Source organism: Gordonia asplenii (assembly GCF_012933505.1).
Lineage (GTDB): Bacteria > Actinomycetota > Actinomycetes > Mycobacteriales > Mycobacteriaceae > Gordonia > Gordonia asplenii.
Map to the genome: position 1 here is coordinate 1 of NZ_JABBNB010000013.1, position 15,983 is coordinate 15,983.

Consider the following 15,983-nt stretch of genomic DNA (forward strand, 5'->3'; position numbering starts at 1 on the left):
AGGTTGCGGCACGACCGACAACGTCGACGGCACTCGGGGAGCAGAGGGTTTCGGAGTGAGCGACAACCACGGCTCTCGGGGAGCAGAAGAGTACGTCGCGAGCGACAACCACGGCACTCGGGGAGCAGCGGGTAACGTCACCTCGATAGTGGTTTCTCCCCGCATCCCGCATCGAAAGGCAATGGGCTGCAACGCATTCGTCCCCCTTCGGGATTTCGACTCGCTTCGCTCGTTCAATCCGCGGATTCGCTGGCTCATTTGTATCTCCAGCCCCACCTGTGACAACGAACCGTTGGTACCGAACCTCATCCCACCGCACAGCGCACTCGCGCGCGACCGGTGATCACGGTGCGATCGCGTACCGTCGCCGACAACGACAGTTCTGCGATTCCATCGGAGACGGATTCCACCAGACCGGCGAAAGTGATCGTGTCGCCGATGAACAGCGGCGCTGAGAAACGCACCGAATACGACTTCAGGTGCTCGACATGACAACGATCCGACACCCACGACGCGAGCATCCCGGCCTGCATCTGTCCCATCGCAATCACACCGGACAACCCAGCTCCCTGCGCATAACCGGGATCATGGTGCAGCGGGTTGAAATCCCCACCGGCACCGGCGAATCGGACGATGTCGGTCTGGGTGATCGGGCCGACGTCGCGCGGTTCCAGGGTGTCACCCACACTCAAACTCACTGGTAGACGGCTCATTTCGCACCACGCTCGATCAGCACCTCGCGCTGCGTCACCACGACGTCGCCGTCGGCATCGACCCACCGAGTCTCCAGGGTGACCAGCCGCATGCGCCCACCACGGTGTCCGTCGCGGACGGTGTCGTCGACGACTCGTCGCGTACCGGTCAGTCGATCGCCGACGACCAGCGGCCGGGAGTACTCCCAGTCGACCGACCCGACGACGATCCGCTCGATCGCCAACCCCAATGCGGCGACGAACTCCGCCTGATTGCGGTGATGCCCAGCGACGACGACGTGCGTCGGGGTGGCCGCGATGCCGGTCAATCCGGCGTCGAGCGCCGTTCGACGGCACGTATGCACGGCGTCGGTGGCGCGTGTGGCACGGGCGAATTCACCGATCTTGCCCTCCTCGACGGTGAATGCGACCTCGTCGAGGACGCCTCCAATAGGTACATGTCGGGTGGGTGGGGCAGTCATCCTTACCTCCTGGTCTTTTGGTCTGACCTATTGTAACGTTAGCCCATAATCGTTTGGGAGGTTTCATGGATCTGACTGATTCGGTCGACGAGGCCCGGTTCCGACAGCGAGTACGCGATTGGCTGACCGAGACCCTGCCGAGCCTGCCCTGGCCGGAGCCGGCCAGGTTGGAAGACAAGCGCGGGTTCTGGGCGGTCTGGCAGCGAAAATTGTTCGACGCCGGGTTCGCCGGATTGTCGTGGCCGGAGGAGTTCGGCGGCGCGGGTGCCGACGCCAAGATCAAGGCGATCTTCAACGAGGAGATGGACCGGGCGGGTGCGCCCGACCGGCTGAACATCATCGGCGAGGATTTCGCGGGCCCGACGATCGTCGCCTTCGGTGACGACGTGCAGAAGAAGCGTTACCTGGAGCCGATTCTGCGGGGCGACGAGATCTGGTGCCAGCTGTTCAGTGAACCCGAGTCCGGCTCCGACCTCGCGTCGTTGCGCACGAAGGCCACCAAGGTCGACGGCGGCTGGCACATTTCGGGCCAGAAGATCTGGACCTCGCGAGCCCAGATCGCCGACAACGCCATTCTGCTCGCTCGCACCGGCGGCGGCGAACGCCACAAGGGCATCACCTACTTCCTCCTGCCGATGAACTCCGCCGGTGTGACGGTGCGGCCGCTCGCCCACATGCTCGGCGAAGCCGAGTTCAACGAGGTGTTCCTCGACGACGTCTTCGTCCCCGACGCCGCGGTCGTCGGCGACGTCGACGGCGGGTGGCGAGTTGCCATGGGCACCTTGGCTTTCGAACGTGTCGGCATCGCAACGGGGCGGGTGAACACCACGCGCGCGGTGCGTGATCTCATCACCCAGATCGCCGACGCCGTCGACGACGACGGCGTTCCACTGAGCCGCGACCCGCAGATCCGCCAGCGCGTCGCCGACCTCTACGGGCGGTCGCTGACCCACTACCTGATCGGCCAACGGGTGATCACCGGCGCGGCATCGGGCCGACCGCCGGGCCCGGTGACGTCGATCGGCAAACTCTACTTCTGCCCGCTCGTCGAGGACATCGCCGACTTCGGGCTGGAGCTGTCCGACGTCGGGGGCCAGTTCGGGCTGGCCGACTCCGCCGACCCCAAGACGGCCGACTCCGACCAGCAGCGCTGGCTGCGGCTGGCCTACCAGGCCCGGGGCACGGCGATCGCCGGCGGCTCCACCTTCATTCAGCGCAATATCGCCGCTGAACGCGTACTGGGCATGCCCCGCACCTGACACAACGAACGCCTGACACAACGAAACGAGGAACCTTAGATGCCTGGAGTATGGTTCGACGAACTGACCGTCGGGCAGCGGTTCGAACATCCGATCCGACGAACGGTCACCGAGACCGACAACGTCTTGTTCACCGCGATGACCCACAACCCCGCATTGCTCCATCTCGACGAGGAGTACATGCGCGGCACCGACTTCGGCCGGCGAATCGTCAACAGCGCCTTCACGTTAGGGCTGATGGTTGGGATCTCGGTCGGCGATACCACTCTCGGCACCGCCGTCGCCAACCTGGGCTGGGACGAGGTGCGCTTTCCCAAACCGCTGTTCCACGGCGACACCGTGCACGTGGCCAGCGAGGTCCTGGAACTCCGCGAGTCGAAATCGCGTCCCGGACAAGGCATCGTGACCTTCCTCCATCAGGCCTACAACCAGCACGACGAGCTGGTGGCGTCGTGCAAGCGTTCGGGCCTGCAGCGCAAGAGGCCGGTCGAATGAGGCCGCTGCGATCCTTCCTCTTCGTCCCGGGGGACAGCGAGAAGAAGCTTGCCAAGGCCGCGCAGTCGCCGGCCGACGCCTTGATCCTCGACCTGGAGGACTCGGTTGCGCAGGGGCGCAAGGAGTTTGCTCGTGGCCTCGTCGCCGCCTACCTGACGGCCGAGCAGGCCACGGGAGCGCAACTATGGGTGAGGATCAACCCGCTGACGTCGGGCCTCGCGCTGCGTGACCTGGCAACCGTCATCACAGATCGCTTGGCGGGCATCATGATTCCGAAGGTCGACGGCCCCGCGGACGTCCTCGCAGTCAGTCACTATCTCGACGCACTGGAGGTCTCGGCCGGCGTCGACGGTGGCGCGCAGCTGCTGCCGGTGGCCACCGAAACCGCTCGCTCGCCGTTCGCGCTCGGCGAGTACAGTACCGCGGGGCTGACGCGACTGTATGGATTGACCTGGGGCGCAGAGGATCTCAGCGCCGACGTCGGGGCGACCACAAATCTCGGCCGGGACGCCCGGTGGACGCACACCTACCAGACAGTGCGGTCGCTGACCCTGCTCGGTGCGAAAGCCGCGGGCGTACAAGCGGTAGAGACCCTCTACGTCGACATCGCCGATCGTGACGGTCTCTCCGAGGACTGCCGCTGGGCGCGTTCGGAGGGGTTCAGCGGGCGCATCGCCATCCACCCCGCACAGGTCGAGACCATCAACGCCGCGTTCACTCCGACCGACGCCGAGGTCGAGTTCGCGCGGCGTGTGGTCGCCGCATTCGAGTCGACTGTCGACGGTGCAGTCGCGCTCGACGGCAAGATGCTCGACGCGCCTCACCTCAAACAAGCGCGGCAGGTATTGACACTGACTGAGGGGTTCTGATGACCGGCTATGTCTGGAATCCGACGCCGGAGTACATCGAGGGCGCCAATGTCACGCGGTTGGCGCGGGCGCACGGTGCGGCGGGGATCGACGAGCTCCGCGCACGTTCGACCGCCGACGTCGCTTGGTACTGGGACGCCGCGGTGACTGACCTGGGCATTCCGTTCGCCGCACCGTATACGTCGGTCCTCGACACCACCGCGGGCATCGAATTTCCGGAGTGGTTCGTCGACGGCACCTTCAACGTCGTGTCGGCGTGCGTCGAACGCTGGCTCGACGAGGGAGCGGATCGACCCGCGGTCATCCACGAGGCGGAAGACCAGTCGATCAGGACACTGACCTACGGCGAACTGGCCAGTCGGGTCGCGGCTGCGGCGGCCGGATTGCGCGACCTCGGCATCGGCGAAGGCGACGCGGTCGCATTGTATCTGCCGATGATCCCGGAGGCGGTGGTGTCCTGCTATGCGGTGGCGGGCATCGGCGCGATTCTGGTGCCGCTGTTCTCCGGTTTCGCCGCACCTGCGATCGCGTCGCGGCTCAACGACGCCGAATGTAAAGCCGTGATCGTCGCCGACGGCACCGTTCGACGCGGCCGTACGGTGCCGATGGCCGCCGAACTCGTCGTCGCGCTGCGTCAATGCCCGACGGTGCGCGCCGTCGTCACCGTCGACAACATCGGCGCGCCAACTGATTTCGCGACGACGGGCATCACGCCGACGCCGTGGTCGACGTTGATCGACGTTACTCGCGAACCGATCGAGTTCACCGCGTTCCCCGCGATGCAGACCCTCCTGCTCGGCTACACCTCGGGCACCACGGGCAAACCCAAGGGCGCGGTACACTCCCATGCCGGGTTCACCGTGAAGGTGGCGAGCGAGGTGGCGTATTCGTTCGACGTCAAGTCCGGAGACGTCTTCTGCTGGATCACCGACATGGGCTGGATCATGGGGCCGCTCGCAGCTTTCGGCACCCACGCCAACGGCGCGGCGCTGCTCCTCTACGAGGGGTCACCGGACGTACCCGACACCACCCGGCTCTGGGACCTCGTCGAGCGCCACCGCATCACGATGCTCGGCGTCTCGCCGACGTTGATCCGCGCGCTCAACGCCACCGATCTCGGCGCGATCGCGCAGCGCGATCTGAGTTCGGTTCACGTCCTCGGGTCTACCGGCGAACCGTGGGATCCCGATTCCTACGACTGGCTCGCCCGCGACGTGTTCGGTGAGCGTGTGCCGGTCATCAACTTCTCCGGCGGCACCGAAGTGGGCGGGTCATTCCTTGCGCCCTACCCGGTCGAGTCGATCCCGAGTTGTTCACTCGGCGGACCGTCGCTGGGAATGGATGTCGACGTCGTCGACGACGATGGAAATCCGTTGCGCGGCAGCATCGGTGAGCTCGTGTGCCGGCAGCCGTGGCCGGCGATGACCCGTGGCGTGTGGCACGACCGCGAGCGTTACCTGGCGGCTTACTGGACCGCGTTCGTCGGAATGTGGTGCCACGGCGACTTCGCATTGGTCGACGACGGGCAGTGGTACATCCTGGGCCGCTCCGATGACGTGATGAACGTCGCCGGTAAGCGCTTGGCGCCTGCGGAGGTGGAATCGGTGCTGACCACTCATCCGTCCGTCGCGGAGGCCGCCGCGGTCGGCATCCCCGATGCGTCGAAGGGTGAATCGGTGTGGGCCTTCTGGGTACCGCGGCCCGGTGCGGACATCGACGGCGTGTCACAGCAATTGCGCGAGCTCGTCGCGACCGGCGTCGGCAAGCCGTTCGCGCCGTCGAAAGTGTGGGCGGTCCAGGCATTGCCGAAGACTCGGTCGGCGAAAATCCTGCGGCGCGCGGTGCGGGCCGCGGTGATGGGCACCGACCCCGGCGACCTGTCCGGCGCCGAGAACCCCGAAGCCGTCGACGCGATCCGTGACGTCGTGCACGGCGCCGACGTCGAGAACTAGCCGCGGATCAAGGAGACGAACATGCATTGGCAATTGTCCGAGGAGCAGGAGCTTTTCGCCGCCTCGCTGCGCGAATGGATCGACGCGAAGTTTCCGACCGACAAGGTCCGGGAGTTGACCGCACACCGATCCTCCGACGGCTTTGGCGGCGCGCTGATATCGGAAGGCTGGTGGGGCGTCGGCTATCCCGAAGCGATCGGCGGCCAAGGGGGAGGAGTACTCGAACTTGCCTTGGCGGCAAGAGAATTCGGCCGAGCCGCGGTACCCGACGCTCGCTGGCTCGCGGGCGCGATCGTGGCGCCGTTGCTCACCGACGCCGAGCGCGGCGCGCAGGTGAGCGGAGAGGTCGCCCATGTCCTGGCGGTGCGCGTCGACCGTGTGCCCGACTCGACGGCCACGACGAGGACGCCGCTGACCGGGCGGATACCGCATGTCCTCGCAGCCCGCGACGCAGGCGTATTCCTCGTGCCGACAATGGGTCCCGACGGCCCGGTGCTCGCGCGGGTCGACGCCGCGAAAGTGCAGATCGACGACGACGACCTGCTCGACCGATCGCGCGCGACGGCGACGGTTACTTTGGCCGATGCACCGCCCGGAGCCACGACCGACCTACCAGCGGCGGCCCTCGAGCGGGTCTCGGCACTGGCGGGCGTTCTGGTCGCCGCGGATGCGCTGGGTGCTGCCGAACGCATGCTCGACCTCGCGGTCGACTACAGCAAGCAGCGCAAGCAGTTCGGGCAGCTGATCGGTTCCTTCCAAGCCGTCAAACATGCTGCGGCGCAGATGCTGGTGACCGTCGAGGCAGCCTATTCGTCGGTGTTGTACGCCGCCGCGGCCATCGACGCCGACCTCCCCGACGCGCCGACGATCGCCGCCGTCGCCAAGGCGCAAGTGACCAAGACGGTTGCGGACCTGGCAGATTCGGCGCTGACCGTGCACGGGGCCATCGGCTACACCTGGGAACACGACCTGCATCTGTTCTACAAGCGGGCCAAGCTCGACCGTGTCCTGTTCGGGACGCCTGCGGCGTGGAACGAGCGCATCGCGCACGTGCTGCTCGATCAGACGGGATAGCGAAGAACCGTATCGACATTTGGTCAGTCCATTGATATAGTTCAGACAGTAGGGACGGAGAGACGACGTGGATTTTGAATTGACCGACGACCAACTCACGATTCGTGACGCGGTCACCGAGCTCGCTGCCAAGTTCGACGATCAGTACTGGCAGGAGAAGGACGAAAAGCATGAATTCCCACGGGAGTTCTACGACGCTTTCGCCGAAGGCGGCTGGCTGGGGATCACCACACCGGAGGAATACGGTGGCCACGGATTCGGAATCACCGAGGCGTCGATCATCCTCGAACAGGTCGCCGCATCCGGTGCCGGGATGAACGGCGCCAGCTCGATGCATCTGTCGATCTTCGGAATGCATCCGGTGATCGTCCATGGCAGCGAAGAACTCAAGCGCCGTACCCTGCCGCGAATCGTCAACGGCGACCTGCACGTCTGCTTCGGGGTCACCGAGCCGGGCGCGGGCCTCGACACGACGCGGATCACCACCTTCGCCAAGCGCGACGGCGACAAGTACATCGTCAACGGACGCAAGGTGTGGATCTCCAAAGCCGTTGAGTCAGAGAAGATTCTGCTGCTGACGCGGACCACCAAGTTCGACGACTCGCCGCGTAAGACCGACGGTCTGACCTTGTTCCTGACCGATCTCGACCGCGACAAGGTCGACATCCGCCCGATCAAGAAGATGGGCCGCAACGCGGTGACGTCGAACGAACTGTTCATCGACGGTCTGGAGATCCCCGTCGAGGATCGGGTCGGCGAAGAGGGCAAGGGGTTCACCTACATCCTCGACGGCCTCAACCCGGAGCGTTGCCTGGTCGCCGCCGAAGCGCTCGGCATCGGACGCGCCGCGCTGCGCGCCGGCGTCCGCTACGGCAACGAGCGAGAGGTATTCGGACGACAGATCGGCAAGAACCAGGGGATCCAGTTCCCGCTGGCGGATTCGCTTGCTCGGCTCGACGCCGCGGAACTCATGCTGCGCAAGGCCACCTGGCTCTACGACAACGGAAAGCCGTGCGGCCGTGAGGCGAACACCGCGAAGTATCTGTGCGCCGACGCCGGTTTCGAAGCCGCCGACCGCGCATTGCAGACACATGGCGGGATGGGCTACTCCGAGGAATACAACGTCGCGCGCTACTTCCGCGAGGCACGCTTGACCCGGATTGCGCCGATCAGTCAGGAGATGATCCTCAACTATCTCGGCTCGCACGTCCTCGGCCTCCCCAGGAGCTACTGATGACCGCTGACTCTCTCGTCCCCGCCGCACCACCGGCCGGACTGAACGTCTTCTCGCTGGCCGGTCGCACCGCGATGATCACCGGCGCGGGCGGCGGCGTCGGTGCCGCCGTCGCCGAAGCCTTCGCCGCGGTGGGCGCCAAGGTACTGGTCACCGACATCGACAAGGACGCGGCCGCGCAGGTCAGCGATCGCATCGTCGCGGCGGGCGGAATCGCACAACCGTACGCACTCGACGTCTGCGTCGGCGCTGATGCGCGCGACGCGGTGGCCGCGGCCGCCGAACTCGGTGGCGGCACCCTGCACATCCTGGTGAACAACGCGGGCGTGATCGCGCCCGCCATGTTCCCCAAGATGGACGAGGACCGCTTCCGTAAGGTGCTCGACACCCACTTGATGGGCAGTTATCACTGCAGTCATGCTGCGCTGCAACATCTTCCGGCCGACGGCACCGGACGCATCATCAACGTGACGTCGGCCGCCGGACTGGTCGGCACCATCGGCCAGGCCAACTACGGTGCGGCCAAGGCCGCCATCATCGGGCTCACCAAATCACTCGCCCGCGAGCTGGCCCGACAGGCGGTCACCGTCAACGCCGTGGCGCCGTTGGCCGCCACCGCCATGACCGCCAGCATCCGCGCCAACGAGAAACTCGCGGCGAAGACGCTGGAGCGAATTCCATTGGGGCGCTGGGCATACCCGGCCGAGATCGCATCGAGTTTCGTCTTTCTCGCCTCCGACGCCGCCGGCTACATCACCGGCCAGATCTTGCCGGTCGACGGCGGAACGGTGATCTGAGATGGTTCGCAGAGTATCGGGGCCGTTCGTCGACGCCGGTCGCGAGGTGGTCGTCGCCGAGGCGGTGCGCACACCGATCGGCAAGTCGCACCCCGCGAAGGGCTGGTTCCGCGACACGCACCCCAACGCGATGCTGGCGGCCTGCTACACCGATCTGATCGGCCGCACGGGCCTGCCGCCCGCCCTCGTCGAGGACCTCGTCATCGGTTGCACCGCGCCGTTCGGCGAGCAGTCCCGCAATATCGGGCGCAATGCCTGGCTCCAAGCGGGTTATCCGCCCGAAACTCCGGCCACCACCCTCGACCGGCGCTGCGGATCGGCGCAGACAGCGGTGAATTTCGCTGCGGCGCTTGTCTCTTCGGGAGTCCACGACATCGTGATCGCCGGCGGCGTCGAACACATGGGGCATGTGCCGATGAATTCGCCCGCCAAGATCAGCGAGCTCTACGGACAACCGTGGCCGGACGAACTGCGCGCTCGATACGACTTCGTCACGCAGGGCGAGAGCGCCGAACTCATCGCCGAACGCTGGGATATCTCGCGGACGGAGATGGACGAGTTCGCCGTCCGTTCACATACACTCGCCGACGCCGCGGCTCGCGACGGTCGCTTCGTCGCCGAGATGGTGCCGATGGAACTCGACGGGCAGCTGCGGACCGCCGACCAGACGATCCGGCCGGGCACCACCGTCGAGACACTCGGTGCACTCGAGCCGGTCTTCCGTGCGGAGCATGGACGCATCACCGCGGGGACGTCGAGCCCGATCTGCGACAGTGCTGCAGCAGTCCTGCTGTGTACGCGAGAAGCCGCGCAGCGCAACGGATTACGAATCCGGGCACGCATCGCCGATCAGACCACCGTCGGCGTCGACCCGATCATCATGCTGACCGGGCCGATCCCCGCCACCCGCAAGATCTTGCAGCGCAACGGACTCGACGTCACCGACATCGACCTGTTCGAGGTGAACGAGGCCTTCTCCTCGGTAGTCCTCGCGTGGCAGCGTGAGCTCAAACCCGACGAAGACCGAGTCAACGTCAACGGCGGTGCCATCGCGCTCGGACATGCCGTCGGCGCCACCGGCGCGCGCCTCATCGCGACCGTTCTGGCGGAGATGGAGCGGCGCGAGGGCCACCTCGGACTGGTCACCATGTGCTGCGGCGGCGGGCTCGGCACCGCAACGCTCATCGAGCGAGTCGAGGAATGATCGACTTCGGCGAGCACCTGTCACCGGGTGCGGGAGTGTGGTGGAGTCAGGCGGCGGCCGAACCGCGGCCGCTCGTCGACGCATTGCTAGAGCAGGCGCCCCAGCTCGGTCCGCTGCGCCTGTTCACCGGTCTGTCCTGGAACGATCAACTGGCAGCGGCCATCTCGCCGTCGGACACGATGGTCTCCTACGGCGGCCTCGGCTCGCTACGACACCTCGGGGCGACCGACCAACTCGACGTCGTGCCGTGCCACTATTCGGCACTGCCGCGGATGTTCGCCGAACATCGCTTGCCGGCCGACGCGGGGCTCGTTCAGGTGTCACCGCCCGACGAGCACGGCATGTGTTCGCTGGGCATCGGCGTCGACTACGTGGCCGACGCCGTCGATCACACCCGGCTGCTCTTCGCCGAGATCAACGAGCAGATGCCGGCGGTGCCCGGATCGCCGCGTATCGCGTTGAGCCGCTTCACCGCGACAACCACCACCGATCGGCCGCTGCAAGAGGAGTCGAGCCGGCCGGCGGGGGAGGTCGACCGTGCGATAGCCGCCAACATCGCGACTCTCGTCGACGACGGCGACACCGTTCAGGTCGGCATCGGATCCACCGGCGCGGCGGTGCTCGACGCATTGTCGGGCCACAGCGACCTCGGCATCCACACCGGAATGATTCCGGAGGGCGTCATGACGCTCATCGACAAGGGCGTGGTCACCGGAGCCCGCAAGCAGATCGACGCCGGGGTGTCGGTCGCCGGCACCGCGCTGGGGTCGGCCGAGCTGTACCGGCGCGTCGCGGATTTGCCGTTGCTGTTCCGGCCGACGAGCTATACGCATGCGCCGCAAGTACTTTCGCAACTGACCACATTGGTCGCGGTCAACTTCGCCATCGAAGTCGACCTCACCGGGCAGGTCGGGGCCGAAGTCAGTCAGGGCACCTACCTCGGTGCGGTCGGGGGACAGGTCGACTTCGCTCGGGCCGCGGCACTCACCGGCAAGCGGTCTATCATCGCCCTGCGCTCGACGATGCGCGGGCGGTCGTCGATCAAGTTCGGCCTCGACGAAGGAGTCGTGACCACCGCGCGCGCCGACGTCGACTGCGTCGTCACCGAATACGGCATCGCGCATCTGCGGGGTCAACCCCTCGCCGAACGTCGTCGACGGCTGATCGCGGTGGCCGCGCCGCAATTCCGCGACGACCTGCAACGATCGGTCAAAGCGGCCTTCCCATCGTTGTCCTTCCCATCATTGAAAGGAACCCACACATGAGCAATCGAGTAGCACTCGTCACCGGCGGAGCCGCGGGAATCGGCGAGGGAATCTCGCGGACCTTGGGCGAGAAGGGCTTCCGGGTCGCCGTCGCCGACTTGAATCTCGAAGCGGCACAACAGGTCGCGAAGGAGATCGGGGCCGCGGGCGGCGAGGCGATCGCCGTTGCGATCGACGTCACCGACACCGTATCGGTGCGAGCCGCCGTCGAACAGGTCGCCGCCGAACTCGGCCCGGTCGAGATCGCCGTCAACAATGCGGGCTGGGACGACTTCATGACGTTCCTGGAGACCGACGAGGATTTCTGGAACAAGATCCTCGACATCAATTTCAAGGGGTCGTTACGCGTGAATCACGCTGTCGTGCCCGGAATGATCGAGCGCGGCTTCGGCCGGGTCATCAACATCGGGTCCGACGCCGGGCGGGTGGGGTCGTCGTTGGAGGCCGTGTACTCCGGTGCGAAGGGCGGCACCATCGCCTTCACCAAGACGCTGGCCCGTGAGGTCGCGACCAAGGGCGTCACCGCCAATACCGTGTGCCCTGGCCCGACGGACACGCCCGCGCTGCGCAAGTTCGCCGACAACTCCGGTCAGGACGCCGACAAGGTGCTCAGCGGCATGACCCGTGCGGTGCCGATGAAACGCCTCGCGCAGCCGGCGGATATCGCCGCAGCGGTCGCGTTCTTCGCCTCCGACGAGGCCGGGTACATCACCGGCCAGACCCTGTCCGTCAGCGGCGGACTGACGATGGCCTAGGACATGACGACGTTCGGAGTCAATGCCTTCGGGGTCGGTACCGGCGCGGCGCGCTTCGAGTCGATGGCGCGCTTGGCGGCACAGGCCGAGGAAATCGGTTGTGCCGCGGTGTGGACCAGCGAGCTCTACAGTCGGTCGGCGACCATCCCGATGGCAGCGATCGCGGCGGGTACCTCACGCATCGCCATCGGGTCGAATATCGCCTATGGGGTTGGGCGGAGTCCGCTGATCTGGGCGGCCGAAGCCCGCGATCTCGACGAATTGTCCGGTGGGCGAATCATTCTCGGGCTCGGCAACGGAACTCCGAAGATGATGGAGGCGTGGCACGGAGTGAGCGGCGAGGCACCCGCGGCACGAATGGCCGAACTGGTCACCGTGCTGCGTGCGCTGTGGCATCTGCACGAGGGACCGGTGCATCACGACGGCCGGTTCTACCACGTGCATTTGACGCCGACGTCGGATGTGACCGAGCCGGTTCGCCCGGAGATCCCTATCTGGATTGCGGGCGTCAACAGGCTGATGCTGCGCACCGCGGGTCAGCACGCCGATGGGCTCGTCGGGCACCCCATGTACACCGCGGACTATGTGCGCGGGCCGGTGGCCGACGAGATCGCCGCGGGCGCCGCACTCGCGCAACGGGATCCGGGCGACGTCACGATCATGGGTATCAGGATGTGCGCGATCGACGACGACGAGGAAACGGCCCGGCGGCAGGCTGCCTACGCCATCGGACAGTATGCGGCGTCGAGGGTCTACGACCGGTTGTTCGCATTGCACGGGTGGAGTGCCGAGCAGGACCGGATACGGGCCGCGGCGCGCGACCGAGACGACGCCGCAGTGATCGCCGCAGTCACCGACGACATGATCGATACCATCGCAATAGCCTGCCGCCCAGGCGATTTCGCCGATGCCGTGGCCCGGATACCGGACGGCTTCGATCATCTGGACCTCATCGCGCCGCCATGGGGACTGACGCCGGAGCAGACCAGGGCGACGAACCTGCACATCCTCGACGGCCTGCGGACGCACTTCGCGACGGCGGCCCCTTCGCTGGTTGAGACGGAGCTGCCGATGGCACCCTCACCGTGGTTTCGACACGTTCGTCGCTAACGCTCCTCACGGCTCAACCAGCGGATAGGGCCTGCCGTCGGTGAATCCAGGCCGAGTGCCGAGGCGACCCCTCGCTCCCCGAGTGCCGAGGCGAGCTTGCGAGCTTCGGTGTAACGAGGGGTCCGTGAGCCGAGCTACCCGGCCACGCCGAAACCCCTTGCGTAAGTAAGACGCTCGACGAGCGAGGGCACCGCTCGGACTACTCGGCGATATCGATTTCGGTGCGTTCTTCCACCTGCACGACGGCCTCGGCGTAGCCGTGTACGTGCTTGGTCATCCGCCGGGTCGCGGCAGCGGGGTCGCCGGCGCGAATCGCGTCGGTAATCGTCTTGTGCGCCCGGAACGTCGTCTTTCGCACGTCCTCGTCGACGAAGGCGGTGTTCTCGGTCGAGGAGTAGATCGCGTTCGACAACGCGGTCATGAAACCGGTCAGCAGCTCGTTGTGGCTCGCCGTGGCCACCGCGAGGTGCCAGTCCACATTCGCCTTGAGGAACGCGTCCAGCGAGATGCTCAGGTCGCCGACGATCGCGTTGGCGGCATCCATGGCGGCGAGGTCGTCGTCGGTGCGGTACTTGGCAGCCAAGGAGGCGCACGCCGGTTCGATCGCTTCGCGGGTCTCCAGCAGGGCGGTCAGCCGCAGTTGCTGTCCGCGGATGAGCAGACTCACCGACGACGCCACCGACCCGCCGTCGGGCTGCTGCACGAATGCGCCGCCCGACCGTCCGGTCTTGATGACGACGAGCCCCTGCACCTCCAGGATGCGCAGCGCCTCGCGCACGGTGGTCCGGCTCATTCGGGTCTGTGTGACGAGTTCGCGTTCCGGTGGAAGCGCCGTGCCGGATGGGAAGTCTCCGCGCAGGATGCGCTCGCGCAGATCGTTGGCGAGCACGTCGGAGGCCTTGGGCACCTGCATCGGTTCGAGTCGAACCGGATGACGCGACACCGTGGTCGAAGATTGCGCCTGCGGCATTGTTCCCTGCTTTCAGATACATATGGTCATACCTAAGGTATCAGGACTCCGGGCTGTCCTGCGTGTATGGCGCACGGGAGACAGAAACTACTATTGGACTGACCAAAATAATCATTGACTCATTGACAGCGTTCGGATAGCTTCCAAGTTGAGGATGGTCGACGAAAGAGGACAGATGGCCGAGAAGCCCGATGAAGTTGTCACCTGGGAGAATGCCGCACCCGGCGTCGTGGTGGTGACCATGGCTCGACCGCCGGCCAACGCACTCGGTGTCGCACTGCTCGACGGTCTGCACTCGGCCATGGACGCCGCGGAGAAGGCAGGCGACGTCAAGGTGATGATCGTGACGTCGGCGCTTCCCGGGTTCTTCGCCGCGGGTGCCGACATCAAGCATCTGGACACCATCGACGCGGCGAGCTTCACCGAGTACGGCGACAAGATGCGCTCGGTCAACGACCGGCTCGCAGCTGCGCCGTGGATTTCGATCGCCGCTGTCGACGGACTCGCTCTCGGTGGCGGTCTGGAACTCGCGATGGCTGCGACGCTGCGCGTGTCCGGTAGGAACGGCAGGTTCGGTCTGCCAGAGGTCAAGATCGGCCTGATTCCCGGTGCCGGCGGCACCCAACGCCTTCCACGACTGGTGGGCCGGGGTCGAGCCCTCGATATCATGCTGACCGCCCGTCAGGTTCCGGCCGACGAGGCATTTCGGATCGGACTCGTCGATCGGCTTACCGACGGCGATGTTCTCCCGGCCGCCCTCGACTTCGCCGGGCAGATGGCCGGCGCGTCGTTGCCCGCGCAACTCGCCGTCGTCCGCACCGTCGACGCGGCCTTCGACCAGCCGTTCGTCGACGGCGCCGAATACGAAGTGGCGCAAGAACAATCATTGTTCGAAGACGGCGAGGCGGCCGAGGGCATCACGGCATTCGTCGAGAAGCGCCCGCCTCGATTCGCCTGATCGCTCACCGACCGAACCAAGAGGACTGCCCCCGTGAAGACTCTGGAGAAGACTTTCGAGACCCTCGTCGTCGACGAGTGCAAGCCCGGCATCATCGTGGTGACGCTGAATCGGCCCGAGCGATACAACGCCATGACCAACACCATGTTCCTGGAGCTGGAGAGACTCGCGTGGGACCTCGACTCCGAGGACGACGTGCGAGTGGTGATCGTCACCGGGGCGGGCAAGGCGTTCTGTTCGGGCTATGACCTCGCCGACGCCGAGGACCTGCCCAACCTGGGTGCGTTGGGCATGCTCGACCAGCAGGAGCGGGCCGCGCGGGCGTTGTCCGCGGTTCGGAGCATGCGAGTGCCGGTGATCGGCGCCGTCAACGGACCGGCGGCAGGCGGGGGCATGGCACTCGCGCTGGCGGCTGACATCCGCATCGCCGGCCCGGCGGCGAAGTTCAACGCGGCGTTCGTCAAGATCGGACTGTCGGCAGGCGACCTCGGAACGTCGTGGCTGTTGACGCGACTGATCGGCCCCGCCAAGACCAGCGAGATCTGCTTCACCGGCCGCGCGGTCGATGCGACCGAAGCCGTCGAACTCGGACTCGCGAACTCGATGGCCGAGGACCCGGTCGGTGATGCCGTAGCACTCGCCGAGCAGATCGTCGCCAATTCCCCGGGCGGCGTGCAACTGTCGAAGCGTGCGCTGCAGGCCAATCTCGAAGTCGGATCCTATGCCGCCGCAATAGAATTGGAGAATCGCGGACAGGCGCTGTTGACCCGAAGCCGGGACATGGCCGAGGCATTGGCCGCCTTCAAGGAGAAGCGCCCGCCGGTATTCCGGGGCAACTGAGAACAGCGACGACCCGACCCCAGACGA

The 15,983-nt window shown here is 66.2% G+C and carries 16 protein-coding genes; 13 read left to right on the forward strand and 3 right to left on the reverse strand.

Translation table 11 applies throughout. The annotated features are described in order from the left end of the window. Positions 1 to 305 precede the first annotated feature (305 nt). Together HH308_RS13650 and HH308_RS13655 are read right to left on the reverse strand one after the other, a co-directional pair. Positions 306 to 713 carry a MaoC family dehydratase gene (locus tag HH308_RS13650; RefSeq protein WP_170194770.1) on the reverse strand — a complete coding sequence of 136 codons (408 nt, stop codon included), beginning with the start codon at positions 711 to 713 and terminating at the stop codon, positions 306 to 308. After that, positions 710 to 1,174 carry an FAS1-like dehydratase domain-containing protein gene (locus tag HH308_RS13655; RefSeq protein ID WP_170194771.1) on the reverse strand — a complete coding sequence of 155 codons (465 nt, stop codon included), beginning with the start codon at positions 1,172 to 1,174 and terminating at the stop codon, positions 710 to 712. The genes HH308_RS13650 and HH308_RS13655 overlap by 4 nt, the downstream gene beginning before the upstream one ends. A 65-nt stretch (positions 1,175 to 1,239) precedes the next feature. Here HH308_RS13655 and HH308_RS13660 point away from each other — a divergent pair, with 65 nt between their 5' ends. The 11 genes from HH308_RS13660 to HH308_RS13710 all read left to right on the forward strand — a co-directional run bounded on the left by HH308_RS13660 (position 1,240) and on the right by HH308_RS13710 (position 13,188). Continuing rightward, the gene (locus HH308_RS13660) at positions 1,240 to 2,433 is read left to right on the forward strand and encodes an acyl-CoA dehydrogenase family protein (protein ID WP_170194772.1); all 1,194 of its coding nucleotides are present in this window, start codon (positions 1,240 to 1,242) and stop codon (positions 2,431 to 2,433) included. A 39-nt stretch (positions 2,434 to 2,472) separates the two neighbouring features. Next, positions 2,473 to 2,928, forward strand: coding sequence for a MaoC family dehydratase (locus HH308_RS13665; protein ID WP_170194773.1), 456 nt, complete (start codon positions 2,473 to 2,475; stop codon positions 2,926 to 2,928). Continuing rightward, entirely contained in the window at positions 2,925 to 3,797 is an 873-nt protein-coding gene (locus HH308_RS13670; protein WP_170194774.1) for an HpcH/HpaI aldolase/citrate lyase family protein, read from the forward strand. Before HH308_RS13665 ends, HH308_RS13670 begins: the two co-directional genes overlap by 4 nt. Next, positions 3,797 to 5,749 (forward strand): AMP-binding protein, encoded by a 1,953-nt coding sequence (locus tag HH308_RS13675; RefSeq protein WP_170194775.1) that lies wholly within the window; start codon positions 3,797 to 3,799, stop codon positions 5,747 to 5,749. Before HH308_RS13670 ends, HH308_RS13675 begins: the two co-directional genes overlap by 1 nt. Positions 5,750 to 5,770: 21 nt before the next feature. Beyond that, on the forward strand, positions 5,771 to 6,823 hold the full coding sequence (locus tag HH308_RS13680; protein ID WP_170194776.1) for an acyl-CoA dehydrogenase family protein: 1,053 nt from the start codon (positions 5,771 to 5,773) through the stop codon (positions 6,821 to 6,823). Positions 6,824 to 6,890: 67 nt separating this feature from the next. Next, positions 6,891 to 8,057: an acyl-CoA dehydrogenase family protein gene (locus tag HH308_RS13685; protein WP_170194777.1), complete on the forward strand. Its 1,167-nt coding sequence runs from the start codon at positions 6,891 to 6,893 to the stop codon at positions 8,055 to 8,057. Further along, complete coding sequence (locus HH308_RS13690) at positions 8,057 to 8,854, forward strand: SDR family NAD(P)-dependent oxidoreductase (protein WP_170194778.1); 798 nt, start codon at positions 8,057 to 8,059, stop codon at positions 8,852 to 8,854. Before HH308_RS13685 ends, HH308_RS13690 begins: the two co-directional genes overlap by 1 nt. A gap of 1 nt (position 8,855) precedes the next feature. Beyond that, positions 8,856 to 10,058: a thiolase family protein gene (locus tag HH308_RS13695; RefSeq protein WP_170194779.1), complete on the forward strand. Its 1,203-nt coding sequence runs from the start codon at positions 8,856 to 8,858 to the stop codon at positions 10,056 to 10,058. Continuing rightward, a complete protein-coding gene (locus HH308_RS13700; protein ID WP_170194780.1) occupies positions 10,055 to 11,323 on the forward strand; it encodes an acetyl-CoA hydrolase/transferase family protein in 1,269 nt (422 codons plus the stop codon). The genes HH308_RS13695 and HH308_RS13700 overlap by 4 nt, the downstream gene beginning before the upstream one ends. Next, entirely contained in the window at positions 11,320 to 12,078 is a 759-nt protein-coding gene (locus HH308_RS13705) for an SDR family NAD(P)-dependent oxidoreductase (protein ID WP_170194781.1), read from the forward strand. Before HH308_RS13700 ends, HH308_RS13705 begins: the two co-directional genes overlap by 4 nt. A 3-nt stretch (positions 12,079 to 12,081) precedes the next feature. After that, entirely contained in the window at positions 12,082 to 13,188 is a 1,107-nt protein-coding gene (locus HH308_RS13710) for an LLM class flavin-dependent oxidoreductase (RefSeq protein ID WP_170194782.1), read from the forward strand. Between the two features lie 199 nt (positions 13,189 to 13,387). Here HH308_RS13710 and HH308_RS13715 read toward each other — a convergent pair whose 3' ends face one another. Then, positions 13,388 to 14,101: a FadR/GntR family transcriptional regulator gene (locus HH308_RS13715; protein WP_246284597.1), complete on the reverse strand. Its 714-nt coding sequence runs from the start codon at positions 14,099 to 14,101 to the stop codon at positions 13,388 to 13,390. Positions 14,102 to 14,333: 232 nt separating this feature from the next. Here HH308_RS13715 and HH308_RS13720 point away from each other — a divergent pair, with 232 nt between their 5' ends. Further along, positions 14,334 to 15,116, forward strand: a complete 783-nt coding sequence (locus HH308_RS13720) for an enoyl-CoA hydratase/isomerase family protein (protein WP_170194783.1) — start codon at positions 14,334 to 14,336, stop codon at positions 15,114 to 15,116. Between the two features lie 33 nt (positions 15,117 to 15,149). Next, entirely contained in the window at positions 15,150 to 15,956 is an 807-nt protein-coding gene (locus tag HH308_RS13725) for an enoyl-CoA hydratase/isomerase family protein (protein ID WP_170194784.1), read from the forward strand. Positions 15,957 to 15,983 lie beyond the last annotated feature (27 nt).

Bases quoted from the DNA above. Each gene is read 5' to 3' on its own strand.
- HH308_RS13650 (WP_170194770.1), bottom strand. From the start codon at position 713: ATGAGCCGTCTACCAGTGAGTTTGAGTGTGGGTGACACCCTGGAACCG.
- HH308_RS13655 (WP_170194771.1), bottom strand. From the start codon at position 1,174: ATGACTGCCCCACCCACCCGACATGTACCTATTGGAGGCGTCCTCGAC.
- HH308_RS13660 (WP_170194772.1), top strand. From the start codon at position 1,240: ATGGATCTGACTGATTCGGTCGACGAGGCCCGGTTCCGACAGCGAGTA.
- HH308_RS13665 (WP_170194773.1), top strand. From the start codon at position 2,473: ATGCCTGGAGTATGGTTCGACGAACTGACCGTCGGGCAGCGGTTCGAA.
- HH308_RS13670 (WP_170194774.1), top strand. From the start codon at position 2,925: ATGAGGCCGCTGCGATCCTTCCTCTTCGTCCCGGGGGACAGCGAGAAG.
- HH308_RS13675 (WP_170194775.1), top strand. From the start codon at position 3,797: ATGACCGGCTATGTCTGGAATCCGACGCCGGAGTACATCGAGGGCGCC.
- HH308_RS13680 (WP_170194776.1), top strand. From the start codon at position 5,771: ATGCATTGGCAATTGTCCGAGGAGCAGGAGCTTTTCGCCGCCTCGCTG.
- HH308_RS13690 (WP_170194778.1), top strand. From the start codon at position 8,057: ATGACCGCTGACTCTCTCGTCCCCGCCGCACCACCGGCCGGACTGAAC.
- HH308_RS13695 (WP_170194779.1), top strand. From the start codon at position 8,856: ATGGTTCGCAGAGTATCGGGGCCGTTCGTCGACGCCGGTCGCGAGGTG.
- HH308_RS13700 (WP_170194780.1), top strand. From the start codon at position 10,055: ATGATCGACTTCGGCGAGCACCTGTCACCGGGTGCGGGAGTGTGGTGG.
- HH308_RS13705 (WP_170194781.1), top strand. From the start codon at position 11,320: ATGAGCAATCGAGTAGCACTCGTCACCGGCGGAGCCGCGGGAATCGGC.
- HH308_RS13710 (WP_170194782.1), top strand. From the start codon at position 12,082: ATGACGACGTTCGGAGTCAATGCCTTCGGGGTCGGTACCGGCGCGGCG.
- HH308_RS13715 (WP_246284597.1), bottom strand. From the start codon at position 14,101: ATGCAGGTGCCCAAGGCCTCCGACGTGCTCGCCAACGATCTGCGCGAG.
- HH308_RS13720 (WP_170194783.1), top strand. From the start codon at position 14,334: ATGGCCGAGAAGCCCGATGAAGTTGTCACCTGGGAGAATGCCGCACCC.